Source organism: Photobacterium sp. TY1-4 (genome assembly GCF_025398175.1).
Taxonomy (GTDB): Bacteria; Pseudomonadota; Gammaproteobacteria; order Enterobacterales; family Vibrionaceae; genus Photobacterium.
In genome coordinates this window covers 858,357-880,296 of the sequence record NZ_CP099734.1, presented here as the reverse complement: position 1 = coordinate 880,296, position 21,940 = coordinate 858,357, and the positions used below count along the sequence as shown (strand labels likewise).

Genomic DNA, 21,940 nt, shown 5'->3' with positions numbered 1-21,940 from the left:
GAATCATGGACTTGGTCACACTGCCACCCGAGTGATCAATCAAGTCAAATCTCACCGAGTTTTAAGATCCCCTTAGCACCGCAACACCTGTTTAGATTGAAATGCCTGCGTCAGATCGGCCCATTGATATCGGTTGTGAAAACAAACGCGGGCGTTTTCTGCATTATTGGCCTCAATGGACACCGGCAGGTAAATAAAACCCTGCTTTAATAAGCTCAATATAATTTCCGATGAACACTCGGTATGAATATCTTCAAAAATAAATACATCTTCTTTTGCTAAAACACAGAACTGCATCTCAAACACCTCCAACTCAATATGACAAATTGGAATTATCCACTGTTATGCTATAGTGCCTAGTGACTTTTATTGAAGGGTGATAACCAAAAGTTATGAAGATCAATCCCAAGTATTTGCATTCCGTTGAAACCCTGGCCAGAGTCCAGAACTTCAGAGTCGCCGCCGAAATCCTTTGCATTTCACAACCGGCACTGTCCAAGCAAATCAAGAATGTTGAGGAAACCTACGACATTGAGCTATTCATCCGGGATAATCAGGGGGCGACACTCTCCGATACAGGGAAGCTGATCATCGATGAGATCATTGCCTTAAATCGGCACATCCAGAAAACAAACGATCATATTTTAAGTGTCGCCCAGAATCATTTCGCCAGCTTATCGATTGGTTTCGGAAAATCGAGTAATGATTTCCTGCCGGGTTATATTCGAGAATTTAAGAACAAGTATAAAAATATTTCCATTTCACTCTCGGATATCTGTTCTTTTGAGCAGGAGGAACAATTACTTTCCGGCTCTTTAGATATTGGATTTATGCGGCAACCGAAATCTAAAGTTCTCCACAGCATGCCGATTTCCAGCGATGAATTTGTGCTGGCCGTATCCAAAGATCTCTATACTGAAGATCAGATTGATTTCTATCTGGAGAATTTCAATTTATTGATGATGAGCAATCACAGTAAATCCATGATGAATATCAAAACCATGGCCTTACTGAAAGACAGATCACATAACATCACCAATATCTCTGCTGACATTCAAACTATTATCACCTTAATCCTCTCCAATGCCGGCGTGGCGATTCTCCCGAAGAAGTCTATTCTCGGCATTTATGACGCCATCAAACTCATCCCGTTTGCAGAAGAGACCCGCTGGGATATTCATATGGTCTGGAACCCGGCCAGAACCTCCAAATCAGTTGATTTGTTTATTGAGTATGTTCAAGCCGCGAGCATACAAGTAGGTGCTGGGGCCGAGTAAGTTTAAGGCAAGCAACGAGGCCACTCACAAAGCCCCTGAACGACAGAGATGCGATTAACAAGTAAGATGAATTAACGATGTTAACTGGCGGTACAGATAGCAAACGCCAGATGAGTGTCTACCGTGTGAGTGGCGATCCACAGTTAAGTTTATCTTAACCGTACGTCAGAAATTATTGCTTGTCAGACCAGCGTAAAATCAAAAAAATATAAAACTCATCATCACTCAGAGGACAATCATGTCAATTGAGTTTCTGATTTTAATTTATCTGGACAATAAAACAGCAAGGAATAGCTTTGAATAAACATGGAAGTATAGAAGAGTCCATCGACATCAGTGATGGCTTTTGGGACAGGGCGAGAGCATGAATGCTCATTTTTTGAGCGCCGCCTTAAAACCAGCCAGTAACACCTTGTCCAGATAAGCGGAATTCATCGCTGCAATGTTCTGTTTACGTCGGATACTAGCCTTTTTCGAGGTTTCGGCTCGCAACATGTTCAGTGCAATGTGCCGAAAACAGGCCATGATCTCAGCTGCATCTCCGCGATAAATCTGACAAGCATTATCGTTCATTGATGCATCAAGTACCCAGTGCAGGCTGTTTTCAATTCCCCAGTGGCCACGCACAGCGGTGGCAAAACGCTCTTTCTCCAACTCAGCTGAGCTGATGTAATAGCGATATTCGAGTGACTCTTTACCTGATTTATCAATGTGATAACCAATGTTAACGCCGATGCTGTTGAGCCCTTTCCAATCAGGAAACTGTTGTACCAACTCACCAGCAGGTAGTACATGATATTCTCGGGCTTCGATTCGTCCGTGGCTTTGCTCCACCGTGACATTTTCAGGGGCGCTCTGAATCGAAGTCTTCGCAGACAACGCCTGACGTACAGCTTTAGCCAGTGTTTCCTGGTTACCTTCAACTGCAAGTAAATAATCACCACCTTTATCAATGATGGTTGAGGCGATGTTGGTCTGGCAGGCGTAATGGGTAAAGCATATATTATCGCGGCTTATTTGTCAGACGTGATACGTTCGGGGTTTCTGGAGGTTATTCGAACGCCTATATTATCCTCTCACCGACTGATCGCCGCCTGGCTGTCCAGCCCAGGAAATACTTCCGAGCAATAATATCTCATATCCTTTGTCCAGCCGCATATTCGTTGCACTACTGCGTTGCTTGCGGATTGAACATTTGCTGTATTTAATCTGTCGGTGTTATGACGTGTATTTGCCAAACCTGCACTATCAGTCGGCTATAATTTATTAAAATGCGTTGATTGTCTCCACCTGAACTTTGTGTAGTGCAAAAAATACGTTATGGTTACGTTTTTCTTGATGCTTAAACCTCAGAAGAGACACCATATGTTTTTTAATAGATCGGCGCAGCAAGAACATCAAAAACTGAAAAACGAGTTAAATGTCTTATCGCAAGTGAAATCGAGTCTAGAGTCGAGTATGTTACGTTTAACCCTAGATAGTCACGGGGTGATCCTTTCTGCAAACTCTTTATTCCAACAAGAAACTCAATTGGATGAGATGGTCATTCAGGGAAAGCATATTACGGATTTAGTGCCTGAAAAATCCCGGAATACCTTGCACTGTCAGCGGATGGCGGAAGCAATCAAGAAGGGGCATCATTGGAACGGTGCCATCGAAGTTAGAAAGAATAATGGAGATGTCGCTTGGTTAAGGGCGATTCTCCAGCCAATCGTGGAATCTGATGCAATTATTCGTCATATTCATATTTATGCTTCAGAGTTGACCAGAACGATTACAACTTCCCGTGAACAGGAAGATTTGATTAAGGCGCTGCATCGTTCGACTGCTGTAATTGAGTTTAACCTGGACGGGACTATTGTCGATGCGAATGAGAACTTTTTGGCCTCTATGGGGTATCAAAAATCTCAGATTATTGGCCAGCATCACCGGATGTTTTGTGAGACTTCAGATGCAAAATCCCTGGCTTATGAAGCTTTCTGGCAGAAATTGGGCCGAGGTGAATTTGTTTCAGATCGTTTTAAGCGTATTGACAGCTACGGGAATACAGTTTGGCTGGAAGCCTCGTACAATCCGATTTATAACGCCCATGGTGAACTGTATAAGGTCGTGAAGTTTGCCACGGTGATTACAGACCAAGTCGTGCGTGAAAATGTAATTGCTGAGGCGGCAGGAATAGCGCATGAAGTCTCGACAGAAACGGGGCTACAGACATCCCAAGGGATGGAAGTCATCGAGGCGACAATTCATAAGGTTGAAGAGTTGGCATCACAAATGACTCGGGCGAACGAGGGAATTCAGGCTTTAAATACCCAGTCGCAAAAAATCAATGACTTGGTAACCAGCATTGATGGTATTGCTGGCCAAACGAATCTTCTGGCACTGAATGCAGCAATTGAAGCCGCCAGGGCAGGTGATCAGGGGCGGGGGTTTGCCGTGGTGGCTGATGAAGTGCGTCAGTTAGCGTCGCGAACTAGCCAGACCACCGAAGAAATTGTGGCTGTGGTGTCAGAAAACTTGTCATTAACGGAAAATGCCGTGACTTTAATCAAGCAAAGTTTATTACAGGCATCAGAGGCCCTTCAGCTTTCAAACGAAGCCGGGCAGGTGATGAATGATATTCGCTTGGGAGCTGAAAAGGTTGACGAGGCTGTAGGGAGTTTTGCTAAGCAGCTTTAGTCATGAAAGCTGCCCCTGGTTGACTTAGTCAACTCCCTATTCTCGTTTAAGAATGTAGCCTGAACTGACAAGTCACCCATGCGTTAATATTCAAACATGAGTTGCGACAGGAGCAACTCATGTTTCTGCCATAACTGACCGCTAGACAAGCAACTTTTCATCACTGCGCACGGTGCGGTTTCGTCCGTTGGATTTAGCCGCATACAGGGCGCTGTCTGCCCGTTTGATGGAATCATGAACATGGGCGTGTTCCCCCGTACAATGCGCAATCCCGATAGATACTGTGATTTTTCCTACGGAAGGAATCTCATAAGCTGAGATGGCTTCCCTTAGGCGTTCAGCAACCTTAAACGTGTGCTCAAGGTCGGTGTCGGTGAGAAAAATGAGAAATTCTTCACCACCCGAGCGACACAGGACATCTCCTTGCCTGGCATGAGATCGCATCAGCTCGGCAACGGTGGCTATCACCCTATCTCCCACATCATGACCATAGGTATCGTTGACCTGTTTGAATCGATCGATATCTAAGGCCATCACGGAAAAGGCCTGATGATTGTCACTGAAAGCATCTAAGGCCTTCAGCATTCCGCGCCGGTTAAAAAGGTTGGTTAACGGGTCGGTATGGCTGTCGGCATCTAATTGGCTGATCTTTCGTGCCATCATATCCAGGCATTTGGTGATCGCGGCTTTCAGTTGTGCTGCTTCAAAGTACCAGGAGCGGATATCCTGAATGTGCTCAACAGTATCGCTATGATCCAGTGTTTTCACTTCCCGGGCCAATTGCCAGAGGGGCCGTGAAATAAAGATGGCTGAGATCCAGATCCCAGCAAGGGTCAGGAGTCCGACCGGAATGGTCGTGACAAACACCGCCATCATTTGCTCGTCCAGCTCGGAAAGTGTACTGACTTTCGGCCGTTGGGCAACAATCCCCCATCCGGTACGCTCAACAGGCGAGAATCCGGCTAACATGTCGATGCCTAAAGAGTTCATCATATTCATTGAGCCTTGATTGCCGGAGAGTACGTAATTGATGGCATCGTTATTGTCAATCACTTCTCCGATCCTGGATTGTTCCGGGTGATAAATCAGCGTTTTATTGCGATCAACAACATATAGATAAGAGCCGTCCTGGTAACTGTGCTTGCCTAAAACATCAGACAAGATATTTTTCTTTTCCAGGTAAATGCTTCCAGAGATATAACCCAGGTATTTCCCCTGCACAGAAAAAATAGGGTGGGAAATACTGATGAGGTAGTTTCCTGCAGGTGAAACGAAGGGATCGGTCACCAGAGGCCGCTTGGCTTGTAAAGACTGCATTGAGTTTTCTGTACTCAGGCGGATCCCTTTGATTTGCAGGGTTTCCGGAGATACGGCAACAATTTTTCCCGTTGCGTTTACAATGACCACGGAGTTGAAGGTTTTGGTTTGCCGGCGCAGCCGATCAGTCTCCGCCATTAGCTGCGATTCGTCCTGCATCAATGAACTTAATCGGTGAGCGCTAAAGGCTAGTTGTTCCTGGGCCGATTCAATGAAGGTGTCCGTCGTTTCCGCCATTTTCCGCGCGTAAACCTGGTTGGATTCCATCGTTTTTTTGATCAGCAGGTCACGCTGGACTTTATAAATAGAGTAAAACGAATTACTCATCGTGACGAATACGCTGACAACGGTCAGTAATAGAATCAATTTACGTAGATCAACTTTCAACGTCGGGGATTGCGCCATAAAAGGTGATACCTTGGTCGGTCGTGGAAAAGGCTGGAGGGAATTACCGGGCCAATCTAGTCGAGTGCTGCTCCTGATGCAAGTGTGTGGGTGACAAAATGAACAATTAAAGTGTTTGTGTTATCTGTTTTTTGAACCGCAGCATGTCGTTTTCCCATACCACTTCCCGCCTTCGCGGTGCGGCGAGCGACGTATCCCCGTTGCATCAGTCAGGCTCTACAGCAATGAGTGAAATACGGAGGTTTGAAATCGATCGTCATCTGTACCGGTTAAATGAAAAATTGGGGGCGTGTAATCCAGGGGTTCAACTAATAGTCTGGGTGCTGATGGAGTTCGGTGTGGTGAGCCGCTCCTGTAAGATCTAGAGCTGTTTACAGAGACTGTTGAGTAATTTGAAGGGGAGGGCTTGGGATAAAGCTTGGTCGTTACTTTATGCTTTTTATGTCACCGTACCCATGATGATAAACGCCTATTGAGCGTTAAAAATGCACATCAACAATAACACTATCGCTGTAAGTTCCCGGGGGCGGGGTAACCTGGCCCGACAAGATGACCCCCCGATAGTCAAATCCTTGGGGGGTCAGACCGTCTGGGAGCCCGCTACGGTTGTTCGCATCAGTGTGCTCACGACGCTCTCCCCCTAAACTCCCCCACCGCTCATTTCCTGCCGATTTATAGATTTCATAAGCCAAGTAATCCGTTCCTGAACTCATTCGTCGCTGGCTACCACTGACATGAGCGCCATCTCCAAGGCCGATACTGTACGCACTCCCCTTGGTACAAGTCAGGGTAATTGTCTGATTTACAGGTACAAAGCCTGCGACAAGAGGTGCCGTTCCAAAATTCAAATCCGGAGCCGTAATGACACAATCAGACGTCACTGTCAGTTCTAAGGTGATGAGACTCTGTGCCGTCCCACTTCTTCGCCCCAAACAAGCCCCCATAACACCAATTCCTGAGCAGTAATCCCAGTCCCAGAAAACAGTAATTTGGTCGGTATAGAGGCCGGCAGATAAATTACTCCCGTTTTGCGTTCGTATATAGAGCGGAAACTCGGCTGTCCCCCCCCATAATCCGAGTACATCAATCAATTCGGTTTCAAAATAGTTATAGGTCTGGCCTAAAATATATTGAAACGTCAAATCCGGATTGCCAAAAACTTGATAGTCGATCACTGAGCCTGGATCACTTGCAGTCGTTAACTGCCCGCTGGCGGCGCTGACCAAAGTCACTGAAATCCGATCACCGCTTAGCACCGACAAGAGCTTAGAGAAATCGCAAGACAAGCCGGCATGTGGTTGGGCAGATGTTTGTTGCGGGGCGGATTTTACGGTGAATGACGATGCCGAACCAAATTGTGCTAACGGTGACGAGGCTGTTAATGTACAGGCGAGGACTGGTGACAGAAAGCTGAGCTGAAGTAATATCAGACAGAGGAACATAGTTCTCATGGTTGGCTTCCTTGGTTGAGCGGATAACAACGCAGGGAGCCCAAGGTTTGTATTCCTTCAACATCGCGCGTGTACATTCCCTCGGTCCAGACACGGCATGGTAATGACCCTACCGGATAAAACGTAACAAAACGACCTGGTTCAATGCCTTCAAAATAGACCATCCCATCCCAACCAATCTGACCGCTGAGGCCCGATTCGCTCACACCATAGGTACCCAGCGGCAAATACTGGTCCAGCGAATCGGTCACGGTCAGACTCAGTGCGACCTGCAGCCGAATAGGAAAACGCAGTAAATAACCGTAACCGGCATGAACGGAGGCAAATTGCTCGATCTCCGGCATTTGCGCATTCGCCGGTAGCCCCAACGGATCGATCGCATACTTTGCGGTGTAATATGCGGTTGACCAGGGAACGAGGAAATAGCCACTGCCATTTGTATGTCCCACGACTTGATTCTCATATTTTACCGGCACTCCCTCAAAACCATCAGTGCTAACCACCACGAAGCTGTCATTAACCTGGTTGGCTGCGAACCACTGGTTATCCATTACAGCCAGTGCACCATCGATCTCAGCAAAATGATTATACGACCCGGCAGTCCCGGACAAGCCTCCGCGCAACTGCGCCCATGGCGCACGATAGGTGAGATCAAACTGACCACGGTTTGTAGGCTGTTCATTGAAATCATGGGAAATGCTTCCCCCCACCCGCCATCAATGGGAGCATGTCGACTATAGCTGACACGACCAGCCACCCTGCCCTCATTTTCCCGCTTCAGGGATAATCCGATATTGCCGGTTTCAGGCCCGAGCGGCAGTGTAAACTGAGCAAGGGCTACCGTATCGCCACCAATCTCCTGATTAGCCGATACAGACATATTGATCTGGAAAGGTAAAGTATAACTGTATGTCAGGTTGACATTTCGCGAGCGCGAATCATTCTGATCGATATCAAAATATCCCCCTGAAAGTGAACCGAACGCTCCCAGGCTCATACCGAATGTAGCCTGAGTGACCCGGCTCTGAGAATCACTGGGCATAGAAGGGTGTACATTGACTTGCGACAAATCCGTAAATACCGCTGCTTCCCGTTGTGTTCGCAGACTGATATTCATTCCCTGCGCCTGATAACTATAACCAGCAGACCATGCGTAACCACTGCGTTGCTGATATCGGCTGACTCGTACTGCTGTATCTAAAGTTCCAAGACGAAAAATACTGGCAACCAAGCCGCTCCCGGATACCAAGAGATCATCAGAGGCCTCAGTTTGTAACTCAAGTGTCAGGGAGTCCGACAAACCATACCGCCAAGCTCCCGTTAAAGCACCGTCTGCATAGTCGTTGGATTTCAATCCAAAATTATCCCGCATTGCCCCCACACTGATGTTGTATGAGGCATAGCCAGCTTTCAACAACTGCGAAGCAAGAAAAAACGGCGTCGTGATCACAGTTTGCCGCCCCTGTATATCAGTGGCAATCACCGTTGCTTCACCGGCGCCGGATATCATCGGAATATTATTGATAACGTACGGACCAGCCTCAACTTGTAGCTCATCCGTTTTAAGTCCGTTCACAAATAACTCCAATGTTGTTGGCGCAGTAGCTGCGCCATAAAATGCAGGCAACGGCGCCGTTACGATATCCGGCCGCATAGAGAAGTCATGTGAAAATTGGATCCCGGCCATGCGTACTGGCTGAGTCCAGGCTAACGGTCGCGTAATAAAATCCCCAACTTCCCATCGCACTAAACGATCCTGATCTGCATACTCATACCGACTGTCAAACCGGGTATAACTATCTAACCGGGATTTATCAGTATCAGCTTCTTGCCATTGATGTTTGAACACGCCGGTTGACGAAACGATTCCCCACTCAGAAAATGCCCGGAAGTCATGACTAAGTGACAACTCTTCCTGCCCGTCAGTACTACGCGTACCAAAAAGCCGATAATTGATCAGCCCTCCCCGGCCATATTTAGCCGGGAGATACCGATTGTTTTCGTGTGCTGAGTAAAACTGTACCGGCAGCCAACTCGTGGGTACTTCCAGAGCGAGTTGCTGTGACGCCTGAAGATAGTTCACCCTCACATCTGACAATGCTGTTACATTCACGAGTGCCGCTTCAGGAAGATGTTCGGCAACCAGGCCGGCATTGATTAAGCTGTGACGCGGCACAACAAATACATTCTCTTGACGCTCTACAGTTGTCACCACCCCAGTCGGATTCTGGTTGATAATCAATTCGAGTTGCAAGGTCATAGTATTGAACAATGCTTCGGAATAAACTTCCGGTGACAAAGGAATAACCTGTAAATCAGGCACTGGCTCTTTGGTATATCCGGTGGCGACCCATCCCCCTAAAAGAACAAGCACCCAGCACCCTGAAATGAACCTAGCTAGCATCACGATTGAGTGGAATCGTATAACGTGTTCCATATAGTTCGAAACTCAAACGGGTACCGGAAAATGCAACAGATGAAATAGGCCATTGCCTATACTGATTCGGAAGAATATACCCAGCCAAGCCGGGGATGCTGAACTGAGCAGAGTTTTCATCTGTGCTCACATCCATATTGGTAAGGCGAACATGATAACGGCCATGATTCCAGATCCGGAGGTAGTGTTCCCCCGCTTCAGTTACAAGCCAGGCTTGCAAAGAGGGTGTAGCAATACGTTGTGCCCCAGCCTCTGCGAAGCCTTTCCCGTACACAAATAAAGGCAGGGAATAGCGCATTCGAATATTCACCCCCATCCTCGAATGCTGATCTTCCGGCTGGCCCGGGGGCCGGAGGGGCGGAAGCTCGTCGATCAGTACTCGAAAAGCATACTCCTGAGTCTGGTTTTCCAGTGTCTGATCGATCACACGGATCAGCTGTTTTTCACCGGCAGGGATCTGAACAAATGGAGGCGTTGCAAGCAATTGTGTTTGCGTGGCGAAAATATCCTGACCGTCACGTTGATCCCAACGGAAAATACGAACTTGTAAGAAAGCCGTATTCCTTCCCCGATTTTCAATCCAAACAGAAGTCGCCTTTTGGTTCGCCAGAATTTTCGGGTAAATAGGCCAGATCAGCAACGAGTTTGCGGCCGAAATGACAGGCCACATCAAGAGAAAAAATACCATTCCCCATTTTATCGACAAACCATGCATTTTATATTCTCCACCGATAACAGTTACCACGACAGCGTCAGGGTCAATGCATCAGAATAGGTTCCCGCAGGCTCGTTTCCTGTGATTGTGGCCAATCCCCACAAGAATATTTTTATATCATCAGGATCCGAACTCGTATCGACCGGATAAGCCACCCCAATTGCAAGAGCCTGCGATTTGGCAGCATCCCGATACAACTGATAAGCAATCAACTCTGGCTCACTTTGGTGTTTGAGATGGCGACTACCATCGGTTTGATTGGTGCCGCCATTGACCGAAACATTCATCGTGATGCCCGGCGTGCAACTGAGTGTAAAAGTCGACTGGTAAATCAGCGACGCCGAAACAGCTGTCGGAAGTGTTACCGGTACGCTACCAAAGTCCATCGTCGCGATGATGCCGAGCACGTGATCCGGGTCGGCGACAGCACCATTCACCAGGCAGCCGTCCTCAATTGTCGCAGAAACTTGAAACGTATCGCTGGTCGCCGCATGCAACAAACCGTGCCTACTGGCCAATATGAAAACCGCGATCAATACAGATTTGAACACAGGGTTACCAGCTCAAAGTCACATTAAGCGTATCGCTATATGCTCCAGCCACATTACTACTGCCATATGCCCGGCCATAGAGCTCAATTGTCTGGGGGGTATTATCTGTAAACGGGGCAAGATTGACTGCGACACCATTCTCGAGCTGATTCGTGCGGGCAGCATCCGTAAAAATAGCGTAGTTGATTACATTCGCGCCATTCTTCATGGCGTGGTTTCCCGGGGAGCCACCATCAACGCTGCCGTCATTCGCCCCACTCGTGATCGAAAACTGCGGCGTGGTTCCACTCGAGCAGACAACCGAAATACCATTAGCGCCACCGCCATTCACCGCGACATCCTGTTGGGTAAACACAGTCGGTACACTCCCGAAGCCCAGCGTTCCGAAATTCCCGCCCGTATCACCATTGAGCATATGCTGGCTATTCACGACGCATCCAGTCTCCAGCGTGATAGATACATTAATTGTCCCACTGGCTGTTGCACTGTAAGGTGCAGACGACCAAGCCAGTCCTCCTAGCGCTACTGAAAAAAAAACGAGTGCTTTTGTCATGGTGTACTCCGTTACTTTGTTGCCCAAAAAAGTTGGGAATAGAATGACTTAAATGAACCTTCCTTCATATCTTAGAACGCATATGCTCAATGGTGCATATTTTTATTATACAAATAGCAGCAGCAATCATGCGACGATGTAATCCTTCACCAGAGGGGATTGACTAGGCAGGAATGAGACCAAAAAATCCGAGTGGGTCTGCTTTCGAATGACCGCCATCACGATGCCGCTGATGATACCCAGCGCAGAAAACCCTCGTTTCATACATGTTCCCACCACCGACAATACGTGTGAGCTGAACAGATCCCCACGGTGTGAGTAGATACCAAAGCAGATTTTTCGCTAGCGTTCAAAGGTAATCCCCGCGAAAAATAACAGCAGCCAAAAGTAGAATTTTCTCGTAACCTAAACGAAAGGAGATTCTGCATGAAAAAATCACGGTACACGGACAGTCAGATCCTGGCGATCTTAAAACAGGCAGAAGTCATCAAAGACGCCATGGAAAAAAGTGGTAAAGCCCTGTGAGCGACGCTTGCTTGCTCAGCATTCGATGGCGCGATTTTCAATTAGCATTCGCAAGGCTTGCCGGTGGTTCAGCATCAGCGAAACCGGGTACCGTTATCAGCCTAAGATGGCAACGGAAAACGTTGAGATAACTCAATTGCTTGTCACGCTCACTTCTGAGCAAAGTGACTGGGGCTTCGTGCTATGTTTTGATTATTTGCGCAATGTTAAAGGCTTCCTGTGGAATCATAAGCGGGTTTACCGTATCTATTGTGCGTTGGCACTGAACCTGCGGATACGTCCCCGGAGAAGGCTCAACCGAAACAAGCCGGAGCCATGGAAAGAGCCGGCCCGCGCCGATCAAGTCTGGCCGTTGGACTTTATGCATGATCAACTGTCGGATGGACGGAGCTATAGGCTACTCAATATCATCGATGACTTCCATCGTGAAGGTATCGCGATTGAAGCAGGCTTATTGCTGCCGACACTGCGTGTGATTAGAGTTTTGGAACAGCTTATAGAATGGTGCGACACACCAGTTGCCATTCGTTGTGACAATGGTCCCGAGTTCATTTCCCATGAGTTTACAGCGTGGGCAAAAAGAAAAGGGATACGAATAGATTATATTCAGCCAGGTAATCCACAACAGAACGCGTATATTGAGCGTCATAATCGTACGATGAGATATAGCTGGGTGAGCAAGCATCTGTTTGACTCACTGGAAGAAGTTCAGGACTATGCAACAAAATGGTTGTGGTTCTACAATCATGAGCGACCACACAAAGCCAACTGAGGGAAACCACCGTTGATGGCTGCTTAACTTCTACTTTTAACTGCGGTTAAAAATGGGAGGATTACCATTTAATACTGGATTCACCCTGATTTGCTTTTCTGTCACCAGAATCAATGGAATACCTATCTCTTGCGCTTTGGCTTGCTTCGCTTTGAATTGAATGAAAAAGTCCGAATGTTGTGCTTTTGAATAGGGTTTGACTTCAAGCCATTCCACTTGGCCGCTCTCCGTCACCTCGAAATCCGGTGTATAGGGACAGCCTTTTTCGGCAAAGCGATAAAAAAGCCTTCAGGCTGAGCAATATATGAGGTGACTTTAGGAGAGTACTCAAGGTACGACTCAACGGTCATCACTTGGTTCATCTTGGCACTGACGAACTTGAAAAGGTTCTTCACTCGAGAGTGTTTGAGCTGACGACGATACATAAGCCCTCACCCGATTTGTTGTTAAACTACAACAAAAATAGCTTATGCAGACTTATGGTGCCAATTATGTACGCTTTTAGGGGAATTATGCAGGCTTATGGTGCAAACTACACAAACGCCAGATGGGTGGAAGCCCCCACCAGCCACATCCCGGCACACACATCGCTCGCTGCGGCTGCTCCCTTCCGGGCCTGACCGGGTTCACAAGTTAGTGTTGCGGGAGGACCAATGGGGGCCTCCATAGATTCTTTGTCTCTAGAGCAGAAGCGAGGATGCTTTGCTGCGAGAACGAGAGCGATTATCCGTGAACGTGGAATACAATGCAAGGGAGCAGCCAGCCTTTTTCGACTGACTGCTGTTTTATTACCCAAAAATGACAATTTAGTGATGGATTACAACAGCTCACCTGAAAAATCAGGCAATTAGATTTCTTCTTCGCTCTCTTGCAACAAGAACTCACCCAGCAAGGCCCCCCCTAGCACCAGCAGCCAAGCCACCAGGATCGGATTCGGCACGTCGAAATAAGGCACCAGCACCAGGGTGGCAAAGCCGACAGCCGGCAGGATCCAGGCCAATCGCGGCACCCAGTCATGAAGCTTGCTCTTCATCATCTCCTGCAAGGCGGCAATCAGGCCGGTGATGCACAGGGCGACCAGCGCCGCATGCTCCATCCCGCCGACCCACAATGGCACCACCAGAAACAGCGGCCACCAGGTGTTGCCATGCACCGGACGCCAGCAACGGCCCACATACCACATTAAAGCCACCGCCAGAATTTGAATCACGGTATAGGACGCCGAACCGGCGAGTTTGCCTTCCCCTTGCAAGGCCATCAGGCCGACATCCATCGCCAGCACAATCGAGATCAGTAAAGCCGCCAGCTGCCAGCCGCCTTTGGGCGAGAAGCTGACTGCAAACACCGGCATCATCATAAACAGGCTGATTGACAGCGCCAGCGGCTGCTCCGGTAACACCATCCCGTATGCGCCGAGCGCCACCAACAGTAACCAGGCGTAGATCCCCCCTTGCGGGAGCAGCCATAAAGCGGGAATAGCCAGTGCTAACGCGGGCAGCTCTCCATGGCTATGCCCTAACGCACTGACCCCCAATACAGTCAGTGCAATACTGACCACAACAAGCAACGCGGCATACAACATCGATGCTCCTCCATGCGTTGACCGATAGCGCACGTAGGAAAATTGCAGAATTTATGCCACTATCGGAATGTTTGTTTGGTTCAGGTTTAAATATGGACGATTTTGCAGGCCAAATCTATAGCCAGGTTCACCAAATTCCCCCAGGAAAAGTGTCGACTTATGGTGACATCGCCAAGTTTGCCGGCTACCCCGGCTATCACCGCCAGGTCGGGCGTTTACTGGCGACGCTGCCGGAAGGCTCAACGCTGCCCTGGCACCGGGTGGTCAATGCTGCAGGAATGATTTCCCAACAAGGGGAGGACTTACATCGCCAGCGACAAAGGCTGCTGGCCGAGGGGATTGAGGTGTCGGAGGCGGGGAAACTGCCGCTGAGACGCTATCGCTGGGACGGGCTGTAACAACCGCGGTCACAGCGACCGCACAAGCTGTGTGCAGGCGCTCAGGTAATATTAGTTCGTTTTCACCAGTCGGATATCCAGCTTGGTGGTCGCCGCAGGGTCGGTCAGCACCGCATTGCGGGTATCGGTAATAAAGTACAGCTTGTCACCCACTTCAATGCGGGCACTGACTGCGTATGTATGATTGGGCTTAATTTCATCTTTCATGAAATCGAGCTGGAATGCGAACGGCACTTGTTGTCCGTCGGCCAGGAACGTTTGCTGGCTGATCACTTCGGCAGGGGCATCCATTTTAGACACATCCGCTAAGGTCACGGTGATCCGTGCATTGGCCGGCAGGGCCACTCTTTCACGATATGCCAACGTGCCTTCCACTGTCCCGATATCTGCGTTTTGCTGCATTAAGTTCGTACACGCAGAAATTACCAATACCACCATTAACGCTGAGAACAGTGTAAAAAGCTTTTTCATTCCTCTCCCCTTTAAACCTAGAGACAAACTGAATATTTTACAGATAGATAACGTCGTGACTTGAATTCATGTCAAACAATCCGTAAAAATCAACAAATAATAACATGGAACTTGGAGCTCCGATGAGCAAAGAACTGAATGAACTTCTCACTCTGTTACACTTAGAGCAGCTTGAGCAAGGGTTATTCCGTGGCCAGAGTGAACATTTGGGTCTACCGCAGGTGTATGGCGGTCAGGTGATTGGTCAATCCCTGTCGGCTGCCAAAGAAACCGTCGACGAACACCGCCAGGTCCACTCTTTTCACAGTTACTTCCTGCGTCCGGGTGATCCGCAAAAGCCGATCATCTACGATGTCGAAAACCTGCGCGACGGCCGAAGCTTCAGTACCCGACGCGTCAAAGCCGTTCAGTACGGCCGCCCGATTTTCTACCTGACGGCTTCCTATCAGGCTGAAGAGCCCGGACTGAACCACCAGTCCACCATGCCGGACGTACCACCGCCGGAATCGCTGCTCTCGGAACAAGCGCTGGTCCACGCCATTGCGGACAAACTGCCGAAACAGGCGGTCGAAACCTTCGGCCGACAACGTCCGATTGAAGTTCGCCCGGTTACCCCCGTCAATCCGCTGGCCCCTAAAGTCGAAGCGCCCAAGCAATACCTGTGGATCAAGGCCAACGGCGCGATGCCCGATGATCCGCGGATCCACCAGTATGTGCTCGCTTACGCGTCTGACTGGGGATTCCTGGTCACTGCCCTGCATCCCCATGGCGTCACCATGATGACCCCGGGCATGAAAGTCGCAACCATCGATCACTCCATGTGGTTCCACCGCCCGTTCCGGATGGACGAATGGCTGCTGTATGCCATCGACAGTCCGTCGGCAAGTGGCTCGCGTGGCCTGGTGCGCGGCGAGATCTATAACCAGCAAGGTGAGTTGGTTGCCTCGGCCGTGCAGGAAGGCCTGATGCGTCAGAGAAAGTAGTCGTCACTGTACAGCAGCGCTGAATTCATGGCTGCTGTACAGTGTTCAGTTCTGTGGCGGGAGTTATACGTGACAGCCGTCACGGGAATGTCATCTGAGTGTCAGGTTTATGACACCTCCGGGACACCTGCGGCTTCTTCGAGCTGATGTAGGTGTTCACCGGCCTGTTGCAGCTGGTACATCTGCCAATAATGGCCTTGCTGCGTCAGCAACTGCGGGTGATTCCCACGCTCGATGATCTGCCCCCGGCTCAGCACCAGAATTTCATCGGCCTCGATGATGGTCGACAGCCGGTGGGCAATCACCACGATACTCATATCCTGACGCAGAATCTGCAGCGCCTGCTGGATCTGATGCTCGGTGCCGGAATCAATATTTGCCGTCGCTTCATCGAGGATCAGGATCTTCGGCCGGGCCACCAGCACCCGGGCCAGCGCCAGCAGTTGCTTCTGACCGGCAGATAAATTGGCTTCGCCGCTGCCCAACCGGGTATCCAGCCCCGCATCATACAGGCGGATTTGCGCCGCCAGTCCGACTTTATCCAGCGCCTGCCAGATGGCGTCATCGCTGACCGGCCGTCCCAGGCTAACGTTTTCCCGCACCGTGTCACTGAGCACGTGCGGATCCTGCTGCACCATGGCAATTCCTTCACGCAATACCGGTTGAGCCAGTGAAGACAGCGGCCGACCGTCCAGCGTCAGCTCTCCCTGCGTCAGCGGATAAAAACCCATCATCAGCGAGGCCAGGGTACTCTTGCCGCTGCCGGTGTGACCGACCAGCGCCAGAAAGCCGCGATGCGGCAGCTCGACATCGATCCCATCCAGGACCGATTGCTGACCGTCATAACTAAACGAGACATCACGACAGGCCAGCCGGCCGGATACCAGCGGTTGGGTATCATCGCCGTAAGCTTGCTGCTTGGCATCGATAAAGCCGAAGATCCGCTCACTGGCGACCATCGCCTGTTGCAACAAGGACAGCTGTTGGGTCAGCTCGATCAGCGGCTCGGTCACCCGGCCCAAATAACTGATGAAAGCATACAGCACCCCAACCCCAATCAGCTCTGTGCCGCTGACCCCGAACAAAGCCACCAGTGACAGCAGGGCCACCCCGGAGAGGAAATCGATCAGGGGTCGCAACAGCAATCCGTTCAGCTTCATGACCCCGATTTGCGAGGCCAGATGACGACGGGTCAGCGCGGAAAACTGCTCGCTGAACGCCTTTTCCTGGCGCATCAGCTGGATCAGGCTCATGCCCTGAATCGACTCGCTCATCGACGCGTTGATATCGGCCAGCAAATCGCGCATGGTCCGGTAGGCATCGGCGCTTTTGCGCTGGTAAATCACCATGATCGCCAGAACCACCGGCAGCAAAACGGCGACCACGGCGGCTAATCGTGGACTCAGCAAACACATCACCACCAGCATCACGGCGATCAGCACTAAGTTTTTCAACACCGAACCAATCACAAACACATAAAAGTCCTTGATCGACTCGGTGTCATTGGTGATCCGCGACACCAGCTTGCCGGTCGGCATATAGTCAAACGCCGACAGCGGCTGGTTAATCATCCGCTCAAACAGCTGCTTGCGGACCCGCTGCACCACGCTGATGGCGATCTGGTTAAACTGTAACGATTGTTTATAGCGAAACCAGGCCGCCGTCACCATCAGGGTCACGTAAGCCAGCGCCAGTCCCGCCACCATCGCCAGCGGGTACTGATCCTTGGCGATGTAGTGATCGATAAAATGCTGGATCAACCAGGGGCCGGAGACATCGGCCAGAGAAGCAACCAGCAACAGCAAAATGGCGTAGCCGAGTTTTTTCTTGTCATGCAGCGCATAGCTGAGCAGCCGCCGCAACACGGCTTTATTGACGGTATGATCGGTCATTGCGCCCCCTCAATCACGCGTTCGAGTTTCTGATATTGATACATTTCGGCATACCAACTGCCGGCGGCCAACAATTGGGCGTGGTTGCCCTGCTCGGCAATCCGGCCATGTTGCAGCACCAGAATGGTATCGGCCTGCTCCATCGCGGTCAGACGGTGGGCAATCACAATCACGGTCTGTTGTTTCTTCCGGCGCAGGTTGGTCAGGATCCGGTGTTCGGTTTTGCCGTCGACGGCAGACAGCGCGTCATCCAGCACCAGAATTTCCGCCCCCAACAACAAAGCCCGAGCAATGGCGATACGCTGCTTCTGCCCACCGGAAAGTGTGATCCCTTTTTCACCGACCAGGGTGTCATACCCGGCCGGGAACTGGCTGATATCTTCATCGATACAAGCCGCACGCGCCGCTTCGCGGATCTCAGCCATCGACGCATCCGGTTTGCCCAGGGCGATGTTATCCGCCACCGAGCGGGAGAACAGGAACGGGCTTTGGCTGACCACAGCAAATCGACTGCGCCACTGGTTCAGATCCGCCTCAATAATACTGACGCCGCCGTAGCAAATACGGCCTTGTGCCAGCTCCTGCTGACGGAGCAGCAGCGACATCAGGGTCGATTTACCGCTGCCGATCGGCCCGGCAAGGCCGAGCAGCATGCCGGGCCGGAGGGTAAAATGAACCTCACTCAACGCCGGATGGCTCTGGCTGCGCCAGCAGAACTGTTGGATGTCAACGGTCAACGACTGGCGCGAGGCTTTCAGCGCCACCTCGCCACTGACGATTTCCGGGGATTCATCAAAAATATGCTGCAGGCGCTCCCAGGCCGCCGAGCCGCGCTCAAGAATGTTAAACAGCCAGGCCATCGCCAGCATCGGCCAGACCATCAGGCCCTGATACAATACAAACGCGGTCAGATCCCCCAGGCTCAGCCGTCCCTGCGACACCATATAACCGCCCCCGGCCACGCTGAGGAAAAACGACATTCCGATGGTGAGTTGGATCACCGGATCAAACTTGGCATCGACTCTTTCCACCGCCAGGTTTTTCTCTCCGACCTGATCCACCACCGCAGCGAAATCCGCCTGCTGGCGCTGCTCTAACCCGAACGCCCGGATCATCCGCACGCCATTGAGGGATTCCTGAGTCTTTTCGGTCAGATCCGAAAAAGCGGCCTGAGATTTGGAAAAACAGGTATGAAGCTGGCGGCCAAACCGGAAGACCGCCAACGCCATCAGCGGCATCGGCAACAGGGCCAGCAGTGTCAGCTCCCAGCTCAGCGTGGTAGTCATCACCAGCAGGACGGCGATCCCGGTGATCAACGAGTCTGCTGCGGTGAGCACGCCTTCCCCGGCTGTCATCACCACCGCGTTGACATCATTGGTCGAGCGCGCCATCAGATCGCCGGTTTTATAACGCTCAAAGAAAATCGGCGGATGAGATGAAAAGTGACGATACAGGCGATTGCGCAGCACCGTTCCGAGTTCGGCAGCGGCGCCAAACAACCAGACCCGCCAGATAATGCGCAGCAGATAAACGCCAAACCACAAGCCGGCCAGACCGGCCAGCCAAGCCAGCATCTGCGGCAATTGCATCGTCCCGGCGACCACGCCATCAACGATCCAGCCGATTGCCCGCGGCGGCAACAATTCAAATAACGAAACCAGAACCAAGATAGCAATCGCCCCGCCGTAACGGCGCCACTGCTGGCGAAAATACCATCTCAGCTGCCAGAAAATCTGCATAATCCCTCCACAGAAACAGGCATGCCATCATTTAATTTATGATGAATCAAAGTGAGTCAGAGCAACAAATGCTCTGCGGATAAAACGGAAGGTGTGAAACCGTATCCTGACAAGAAGATAACCGGCGCGCGAGCCGACAAGGTCACGGAACCGATTCGAAACGGGGCAATCCCCGCTGCTCCCCGATTGGAACAGATGGGGTTATTATCTGAAAAGTAGACAGATAATCAAAGATGTAGCGAACCAAAGCCGGGAATACGAAGAAATCCTCGGCACCATTTTATAAATCCTAATGAATATGCTTTTTTATACAGTACTTTAGAGGGGTAAAGCAGTTGTATATTTCAGGGATTCCATGGCAAATGTCGAGGTCACATTGGTCAGCCCTTCAATGCTGTTAACCAGTTTTTTGTAAAACAAGTCAAACGCCGTCATGTCCGCCACCTGCACCTTCATCATGTAATCGTATTCACCGGCCATCCGGTAAAACTCCATGACTTCCGGAAAATCAACCACGGTGTCGGCAAAAGCGTGATACCACTCTTTGGAATGGTCGCTGGTTTTGATTTGGACAAACGCGGTAAAGGTCAGTCCTAATTTCACCGGATCCAGCAATGCCACCCGCTGGCGCAGGATCCCGCTCTCTTCCAGCCGCTTGAGCCGCTTCCAGCACGGGGTGGTCGTCAGGTTCACGGCTTCGGCCAGCTCCGCCAGTGAAACCGTCGCATCCTGCTGCAATCGGCGCAAGAGTGCCCGGTCGGTCTGATCCAGATGATACATTTCTATAAAACTCAACATTAGTAGAAAATATTTCTCTATTTTAGTGATTCCAGAGCAAATTAAGCAAAGCTTTTTCTGTGCATTCGATTAATATGTTCCCTATCGATAATGAATATCCGGCGCCCGTTTCACGCAGCCGAAATCAGAAGGTCTCCCCCATGTGCCATGATCAACAATGGATCAACCATGCTATCCGTACCATCGAAGCGGATTATCAGCGCTCAGCCGATACCCATTTGATCAAGCTGGATCTGCCGAGCCTGGACGGCATTGACATCTACCTCAAAGATGAAAGCACCCACCCGACCGGCAGCCTCAAGCACCGTCTGGCCCGCTCGCTATTTCTGTATGCCCTGTGTAACGGCTGGATTGGTAAAGATACCCCGATCATTGAGTCATCTTCCGGCAGCACGGCGGTTTCTGAAGCCTACTTTGCCCGGATGCTGGGCCTGCCGTTCATTGCCGTGGTGCCGCGCAAAACGGCGCGCAAAAAAATCGAACAGATCGAGTTCTACGGCGGCCGGGCCCACTTCGTCGACAGCCCGAGCGCAATCTATGATGAGTCCCGTCGACTGGCGAAAGAGCTGGGCGGCCACTACATGGATCAGTTCACCTACGCCGAGCGCGCCACCGACTGGCGCGGCAACAACAATATTGCCAACAGCATTTTCGAGCAGATGAAGCTGGAAGCCCATCCGATCCCAACCTGGATTGTCATGAGCCCGGGCACCGGCGGCACCTCTGCCACCATCGGCCGCTATATCCGCCATCAGATGCATGCCACCAGCTTGTGCGTGGTCGATCCGGAAAACTCTGTGTTCCATGACTACTACAAGTCGCGGGATCTCAGCCTGATCAGCCCGGCCTGCAGCCGGATTGAAGGCATTGGCCGACCACGGGTCGAACCAAGCTTTATTCCCGATGTGGTCGATGACATGCGCACCATCCCGGATGCTGCCAGTATCGCCACTGTGCACTGGCTGGAAAAACTGCTCGGCCGTAAAGCCGGGGCGTCAACCGGCACCAACCTGTACGGCGTATTGCAGTTGGCCAGTGAAATGAAAGCCCGCGGCGAAACCGGCTCGATTGTCACCCTGCTGTGCGACAGCGGTGAGCGCTACCTCGATACCTATTTTGATGCCCAGTGGGTGCGCGAGAACATCGGCGATATCACGCCTTATCTCAGCCAGCTCGAAGCCTTTGAGCAAACCGGCACCTTGTAAACATCCCCGGTTTCTTCTCGACCACACCGACCTGCAGGGCCACCGGTTCACGGTGGCCCTGCATTGTTTTGTCAGCCTTTCTTCTCCTGCCATACCCATGTGAACCAATAGATGGCCTACTTTTTCATGAGAAAAAATAACCAAATGCAAGGCGGGGATTGCCGTAACTAGTGGCTCTAATTACAAAATC

17 protein-coding genes, 1 other RNA gene and 4 pseudogenes are annotated in these 21,940 nt (G+C 50.7%); 6 read left to right on the top strand and 16 right to left on the bottom strand.

Annotated elements, in window-relative coordinates; all coding sequences use genetic code 11:
- Positions 1 to 72 precede the first annotated feature (72 nt).
- Positions 73 to 306: a hypothetical protein gene (locus NH461_RS04380; protein ID WP_261602042.1), complete on the bottom strand. Its 234-nt coding sequence runs from the start codon at positions 304 to 306 to the stop codon at positions 73 to 75.
- An 86-nt stretch (positions 307 to 392) separates the two neighbouring features.
- Here NH461_RS04380 and NH461_RS04375 point away from each other — a divergent pair, with 86 nt between their 5' ends.
- On the top strand, positions 393 to 1,277 hold the full coding sequence (locus NH461_RS04375) for a LysR family transcriptional regulator (RefSeq protein ID WP_261602041.1): 885 nt from the start codon (positions 393 to 395) through the stop codon (positions 1,275 to 1,277).
- Positions 1,278 to 1,649: 372 nt separating this feature from the next.
- On the opposite strand, the pseudogene NH461_RS04370 reads toward NH461_RS04375, so the two are convergent.
- Positions 1,650 to 2,258: pseudogene (locus tag NH461_RS04370) on the bottom strand (ISAs1 family transposase); the annotation flags it as partial.
- A 384-nt stretch (positions 2,259 to 2,642) separates the two neighbouring features.
- Here NH461_RS04370 and NH461_RS04365 point away from each other — a divergent pair.
- Positions 2,643 to 3,956, top strand: coding sequence for a PAS domain-containing methyl-accepting chemotaxis protein (locus NH461_RS04365; RefSeq protein WP_261602040.1), 1,314 nt, complete (start codon positions 2,643 to 2,645; stop codon positions 3,954 to 3,956).
- 141 nt (positions 3,957 to 4,097) lie between these two features.
- Here the strand turns inward: NH461_RS04365 and NH461_RS04360 are convergent, their stop codons facing one another.
- From NH461_RS04360 to NH461_RS04330, 7 genes and pseudogenes are all read right to left on the bottom strand, one after another.
- Positions 4,098 to 5,678: a sensor domain-containing diguanylate cyclase gene (locus NH461_RS04360; RefSeq protein ID WP_261602039.1), complete on the bottom strand. Its 1,581-nt coding sequence runs from the start codon at positions 5,676 to 5,678 to the stop codon at positions 4,098 to 4,100.
- 479 nt (positions 5,679 to 6,157) lie between these two features.
- Positions 6,158 to 7,129, bottom strand: coding sequence for a spore coat protein U domain-containing protein (locus tag NH461_RS04355; RefSeq protein WP_261602038.1), 972 nt, complete (start codon positions 7,127 to 7,129; stop codon positions 6,158 to 6,160).
- Entirely contained in the window at positions 7,126 to 7,839 is a 714-nt protein-coding gene (locus tag NH461_RS04350; protein ID WP_315903234.1) for a fimbria/pilus outer membrane usher protein, read from the bottom strand. The genes NH461_RS04355 and NH461_RS04350 overlap by 4 nt, the downstream gene beginning before the upstream one ends.
- Positions 7,840 to 7,949: 110 nt before the next feature.
- Positions 7,950 to 8,783 (bottom strand): annotated as a pseudogene (locus tag NH461_RS25790) (fimbria/pilus outer membrane usher protein); the annotation flags it as partial.
- Between the two features lie 739 nt (positions 8,784 to 9,522).
- Positions 9,523 to 10,311, bottom strand: a complete 789-nt coding sequence (locus NH461_RS04340; RefSeq protein WP_261602035.1) for a molecular chaperone — start codon at positions 10,309 to 10,311, stop codon at positions 9,523 to 9,525.
- Positions 10,305 to 10,832: a spore coat U domain-containing protein gene (locus tag NH461_RS04335; RefSeq protein WP_261602034.1), complete on the bottom strand. Its 528-nt coding sequence runs from the start codon at positions 10,830 to 10,832 to the stop codon at positions 10,305 to 10,307. The genes NH461_RS04340 and NH461_RS04335 overlap by 7 nt, the downstream gene beginning before the upstream one ends.
- 4 nt (positions 10,833 to 10,836) lie before the next feature.
- On the bottom strand, positions 10,837 to 11,385 hold the full coding sequence (locus tag NH461_RS04330; protein WP_261602033.1) for a spore coat U domain-containing protein: 549 nt from the start codon (positions 11,383 to 11,385) through the stop codon (positions 10,837 to 10,839).
- A gap of 426 nt (positions 11,386 to 11,811) precedes the next feature.
- Here NH461_RS04330 and NH461_RS04325 point away from each other — a divergent pair.
- Positions 11,812 to 12,682: pseudogene (locus NH461_RS04325) on the top strand (IS3 family transposase).
- A 36-nt stretch (positions 12,683 to 12,718) separates the two neighbouring features.
- Here the strand turns inward: NH461_RS04325 and NH461_RS04320 are convergent.
- From NH461_RS04320 to NH461_RS04310, 3 genes and pseudogenes are all read right to left on the bottom strand, one after another.
- Positions 12,719 to 12,934: pseudogene (locus NH461_RS04320) on the bottom strand (hypothetical protein); the annotation flags it as partial.
- A 307-nt stretch (positions 12,935 to 13,241) separates the two neighbouring features.
- Positions 13,242 to 13,338, bottom strand: an RNA gene (gene ffs / locus NH461_RS04315) — signal recognition particle sRNA small type.
- Between the two features lie 191 nt (positions 13,339 to 13,529).
- Entirely contained in the window at positions 13,530 to 14,264 is a 735-nt protein-coding gene (locus tag NH461_RS04310; RefSeq protein WP_261602031.1) for a hypothetical protein, read from the bottom strand.
- A gap of 92 nt (positions 14,265 to 14,356) precedes the next feature.
- Here NH461_RS04310 and NH461_RS04305 point away from each other — a divergent pair, with 92 nt between their 5' ends.
- On the top strand, positions 14,357 to 14,662 hold the full coding sequence (locus NH461_RS04305) for an MGMT family protein (RefSeq protein ID WP_261602030.1): 306 nt from the start codon (positions 14,357 to 14,359) through the stop codon (positions 14,660 to 14,662).
- A 51-nt stretch (positions 14,663 to 14,713) separates the two neighbouring features.
- On the opposite strand, the gene NH461_RS04300 is transcribed toward NH461_RS04305, so the two are convergent.
- Positions 14,714 to 15,133, bottom strand: a complete 420-nt coding sequence (locus NH461_RS04300) for a YbaY family lipoprotein (RefSeq protein WP_261602029.1) — start codon at positions 15,131 to 15,133, stop codon at positions 14,714 to 14,716.
- 122 nt (positions 15,134 to 15,255) lie between these two features.
- On the opposite strand from NH461_RS04300, the gene tesB reads away from it, so the two are divergent.
- Positions 15,256 to 16,116 carry an acyl-CoA thioesterase II gene (gene tesB / locus NH461_RS04295; RefSeq protein WP_261602028.1) on the top strand — a complete coding sequence of 287 codons (861 nt, stop codon included), beginning with the start codon at positions 15,256 to 15,258 and terminating at the stop codon, positions 16,114 to 16,116.
- Positions 16,117 to 16,223: 107 nt separating this feature from the next.
- On the opposite strand, the gene NH461_RS04290 is transcribed toward tesB, so the two are convergent.
- The 3 genes from NH461_RS04290 to NH461_RS04280 all read right to left on the bottom strand — a co-directional run bounded on the left by NH461_RS04290 (position 16,224) and on the right by NH461_RS04280 (position 20,527).
- A complete protein-coding gene (locus NH461_RS04290; RefSeq protein ID WP_261602027.1) occupies positions 16,224 to 18,008 on the bottom strand; it encodes a SmdB family multidrug efflux ABC transporter permease/ATP-binding protein in 1,785 nt (594 codons plus the stop codon).
- Entirely contained in the window at positions 18,005 to 19,747 is a 1,743-nt protein-coding gene (locus NH461_RS04285) for an ABC transporter transmembrane domain-containing protein (RefSeq protein WP_261602026.1), read from the bottom strand. The genes NH461_RS04290 and NH461_RS04285 overlap by 4 nt, the downstream gene beginning before the upstream one ends.
- Positions 19,748 to 20,065: 318 nt before the next feature.
- A complete protein-coding gene (locus tag NH461_RS04280; RefSeq protein ID WP_261602829.1) occupies positions 20,066 to 20,527 on the bottom strand; it encodes an Lrp/AsnC family transcriptional regulator in 462 nt (153 codons plus the stop codon).
- A gap of 158 nt (positions 20,528 to 20,685) precedes the next feature.
- On the opposite strand from NH461_RS04280, the gene NH461_RS04275 reads away from it, so the two are divergent.
- Complete coding sequence (locus NH461_RS04275; protein WP_261602025.1) at positions 20,686 to 21,750, top strand: PLP-dependent cysteine synthase family protein; 1,065 nt, start codon at positions 20,686 to 20,688, stop codon at positions 21,748 to 21,750.
- The last annotated feature ends 190 nt before the right edge of the window (positions 21,751 to 21,940 follow it).

Excerpts from the sequence above, each read along its gene's own strand:
- NH461_RS04290 (WP_261602027.1), bottom strand. The coding sequence starts at position 18,008 with ATGACCGATCATACCGTCAATAAAGCCGTGTTGCGGCGGCTGCTCAGC.
- NH461_RS04305 (WP_261602030.1), top strand. The coding sequence starts at position 14,357 with ATGGACGATTTTGCAGGCCAAATCTATAGCCAGGTTCACCAAATTCCC.
- tesB (WP_261602028.1), top strand. The coding sequence starts at position 15,256 with ATGAGCAAAGAACTGAATGAACTTCTCACTCTGTTACACTTAGAGCAG.
- NH461_RS04285 (WP_261602026.1), bottom strand. The coding sequence starts at position 19,747 with ATGCAGATTTTCTGGCAGCTGAGATGGTATTTTCGCCAGCAGTGGCGC.
- NH461_RS04360 (WP_261602039.1), bottom strand. The coding sequence starts at position 5,678 with ATGGCGCAATCCCCGACGTTGAAAGTTGATCTACGTAAATTGATTCTA.
- NH461_RS04275 (WP_261602025.1), top strand. The coding sequence starts at position 20,686 with ATGTGCCATGATCAACAATGGATCAACCATGCTATCCGTACCATCGAA.
- NH461_RS04365 (WP_261602040.1), top strand. The coding sequence starts at position 2,643 with ATGTTTTTTAATAGATCGGCGCAGCAAGAACATCAAAAACTGAAAAAC.
- NH461_RS04300 (WP_261602029.1), bottom strand. The coding sequence starts at position 15,133 with ATGAAAAAGCTTTTTACACTGTTCTCAGCGTTAATGGTGGTATTGGTA.
- NH461_RS04355 (WP_261602038.1), bottom strand. The coding sequence starts at position 7,129 with ATGAGAACTATGTTCCTCTGTCTGATATTACTTCAGCTCAGCTTTCTG.
- NH461_RS04330 (WP_261602033.1), bottom strand. The coding sequence starts at position 11,385 with ATGACAAAAGCACTCGTTTTTTTTTCAGTAGCGCTAGGAGGACTGGCT.
- NH461_RS04280 (WP_261602829.1), bottom strand. The coding sequence starts at position 20,527 with ATGTATCATCTGGATCAGACCGACCGGGCACTCTTGCGCCGATTGCAG.
- NH461_RS04375 (WP_261602041.1), top strand. The coding sequence starts at position 393 with ATGAAGATCAATCCCAAGTATTTGCATTCCGTTGAAACCCTGGCCAGA.
- NH461_RS04310 (WP_261602031.1), bottom strand. The coding sequence starts at position 14,264 with ATGTTGTATGCCGCGTTGCTTGTTGTGGTCAGTATTGCACTGACTGTA.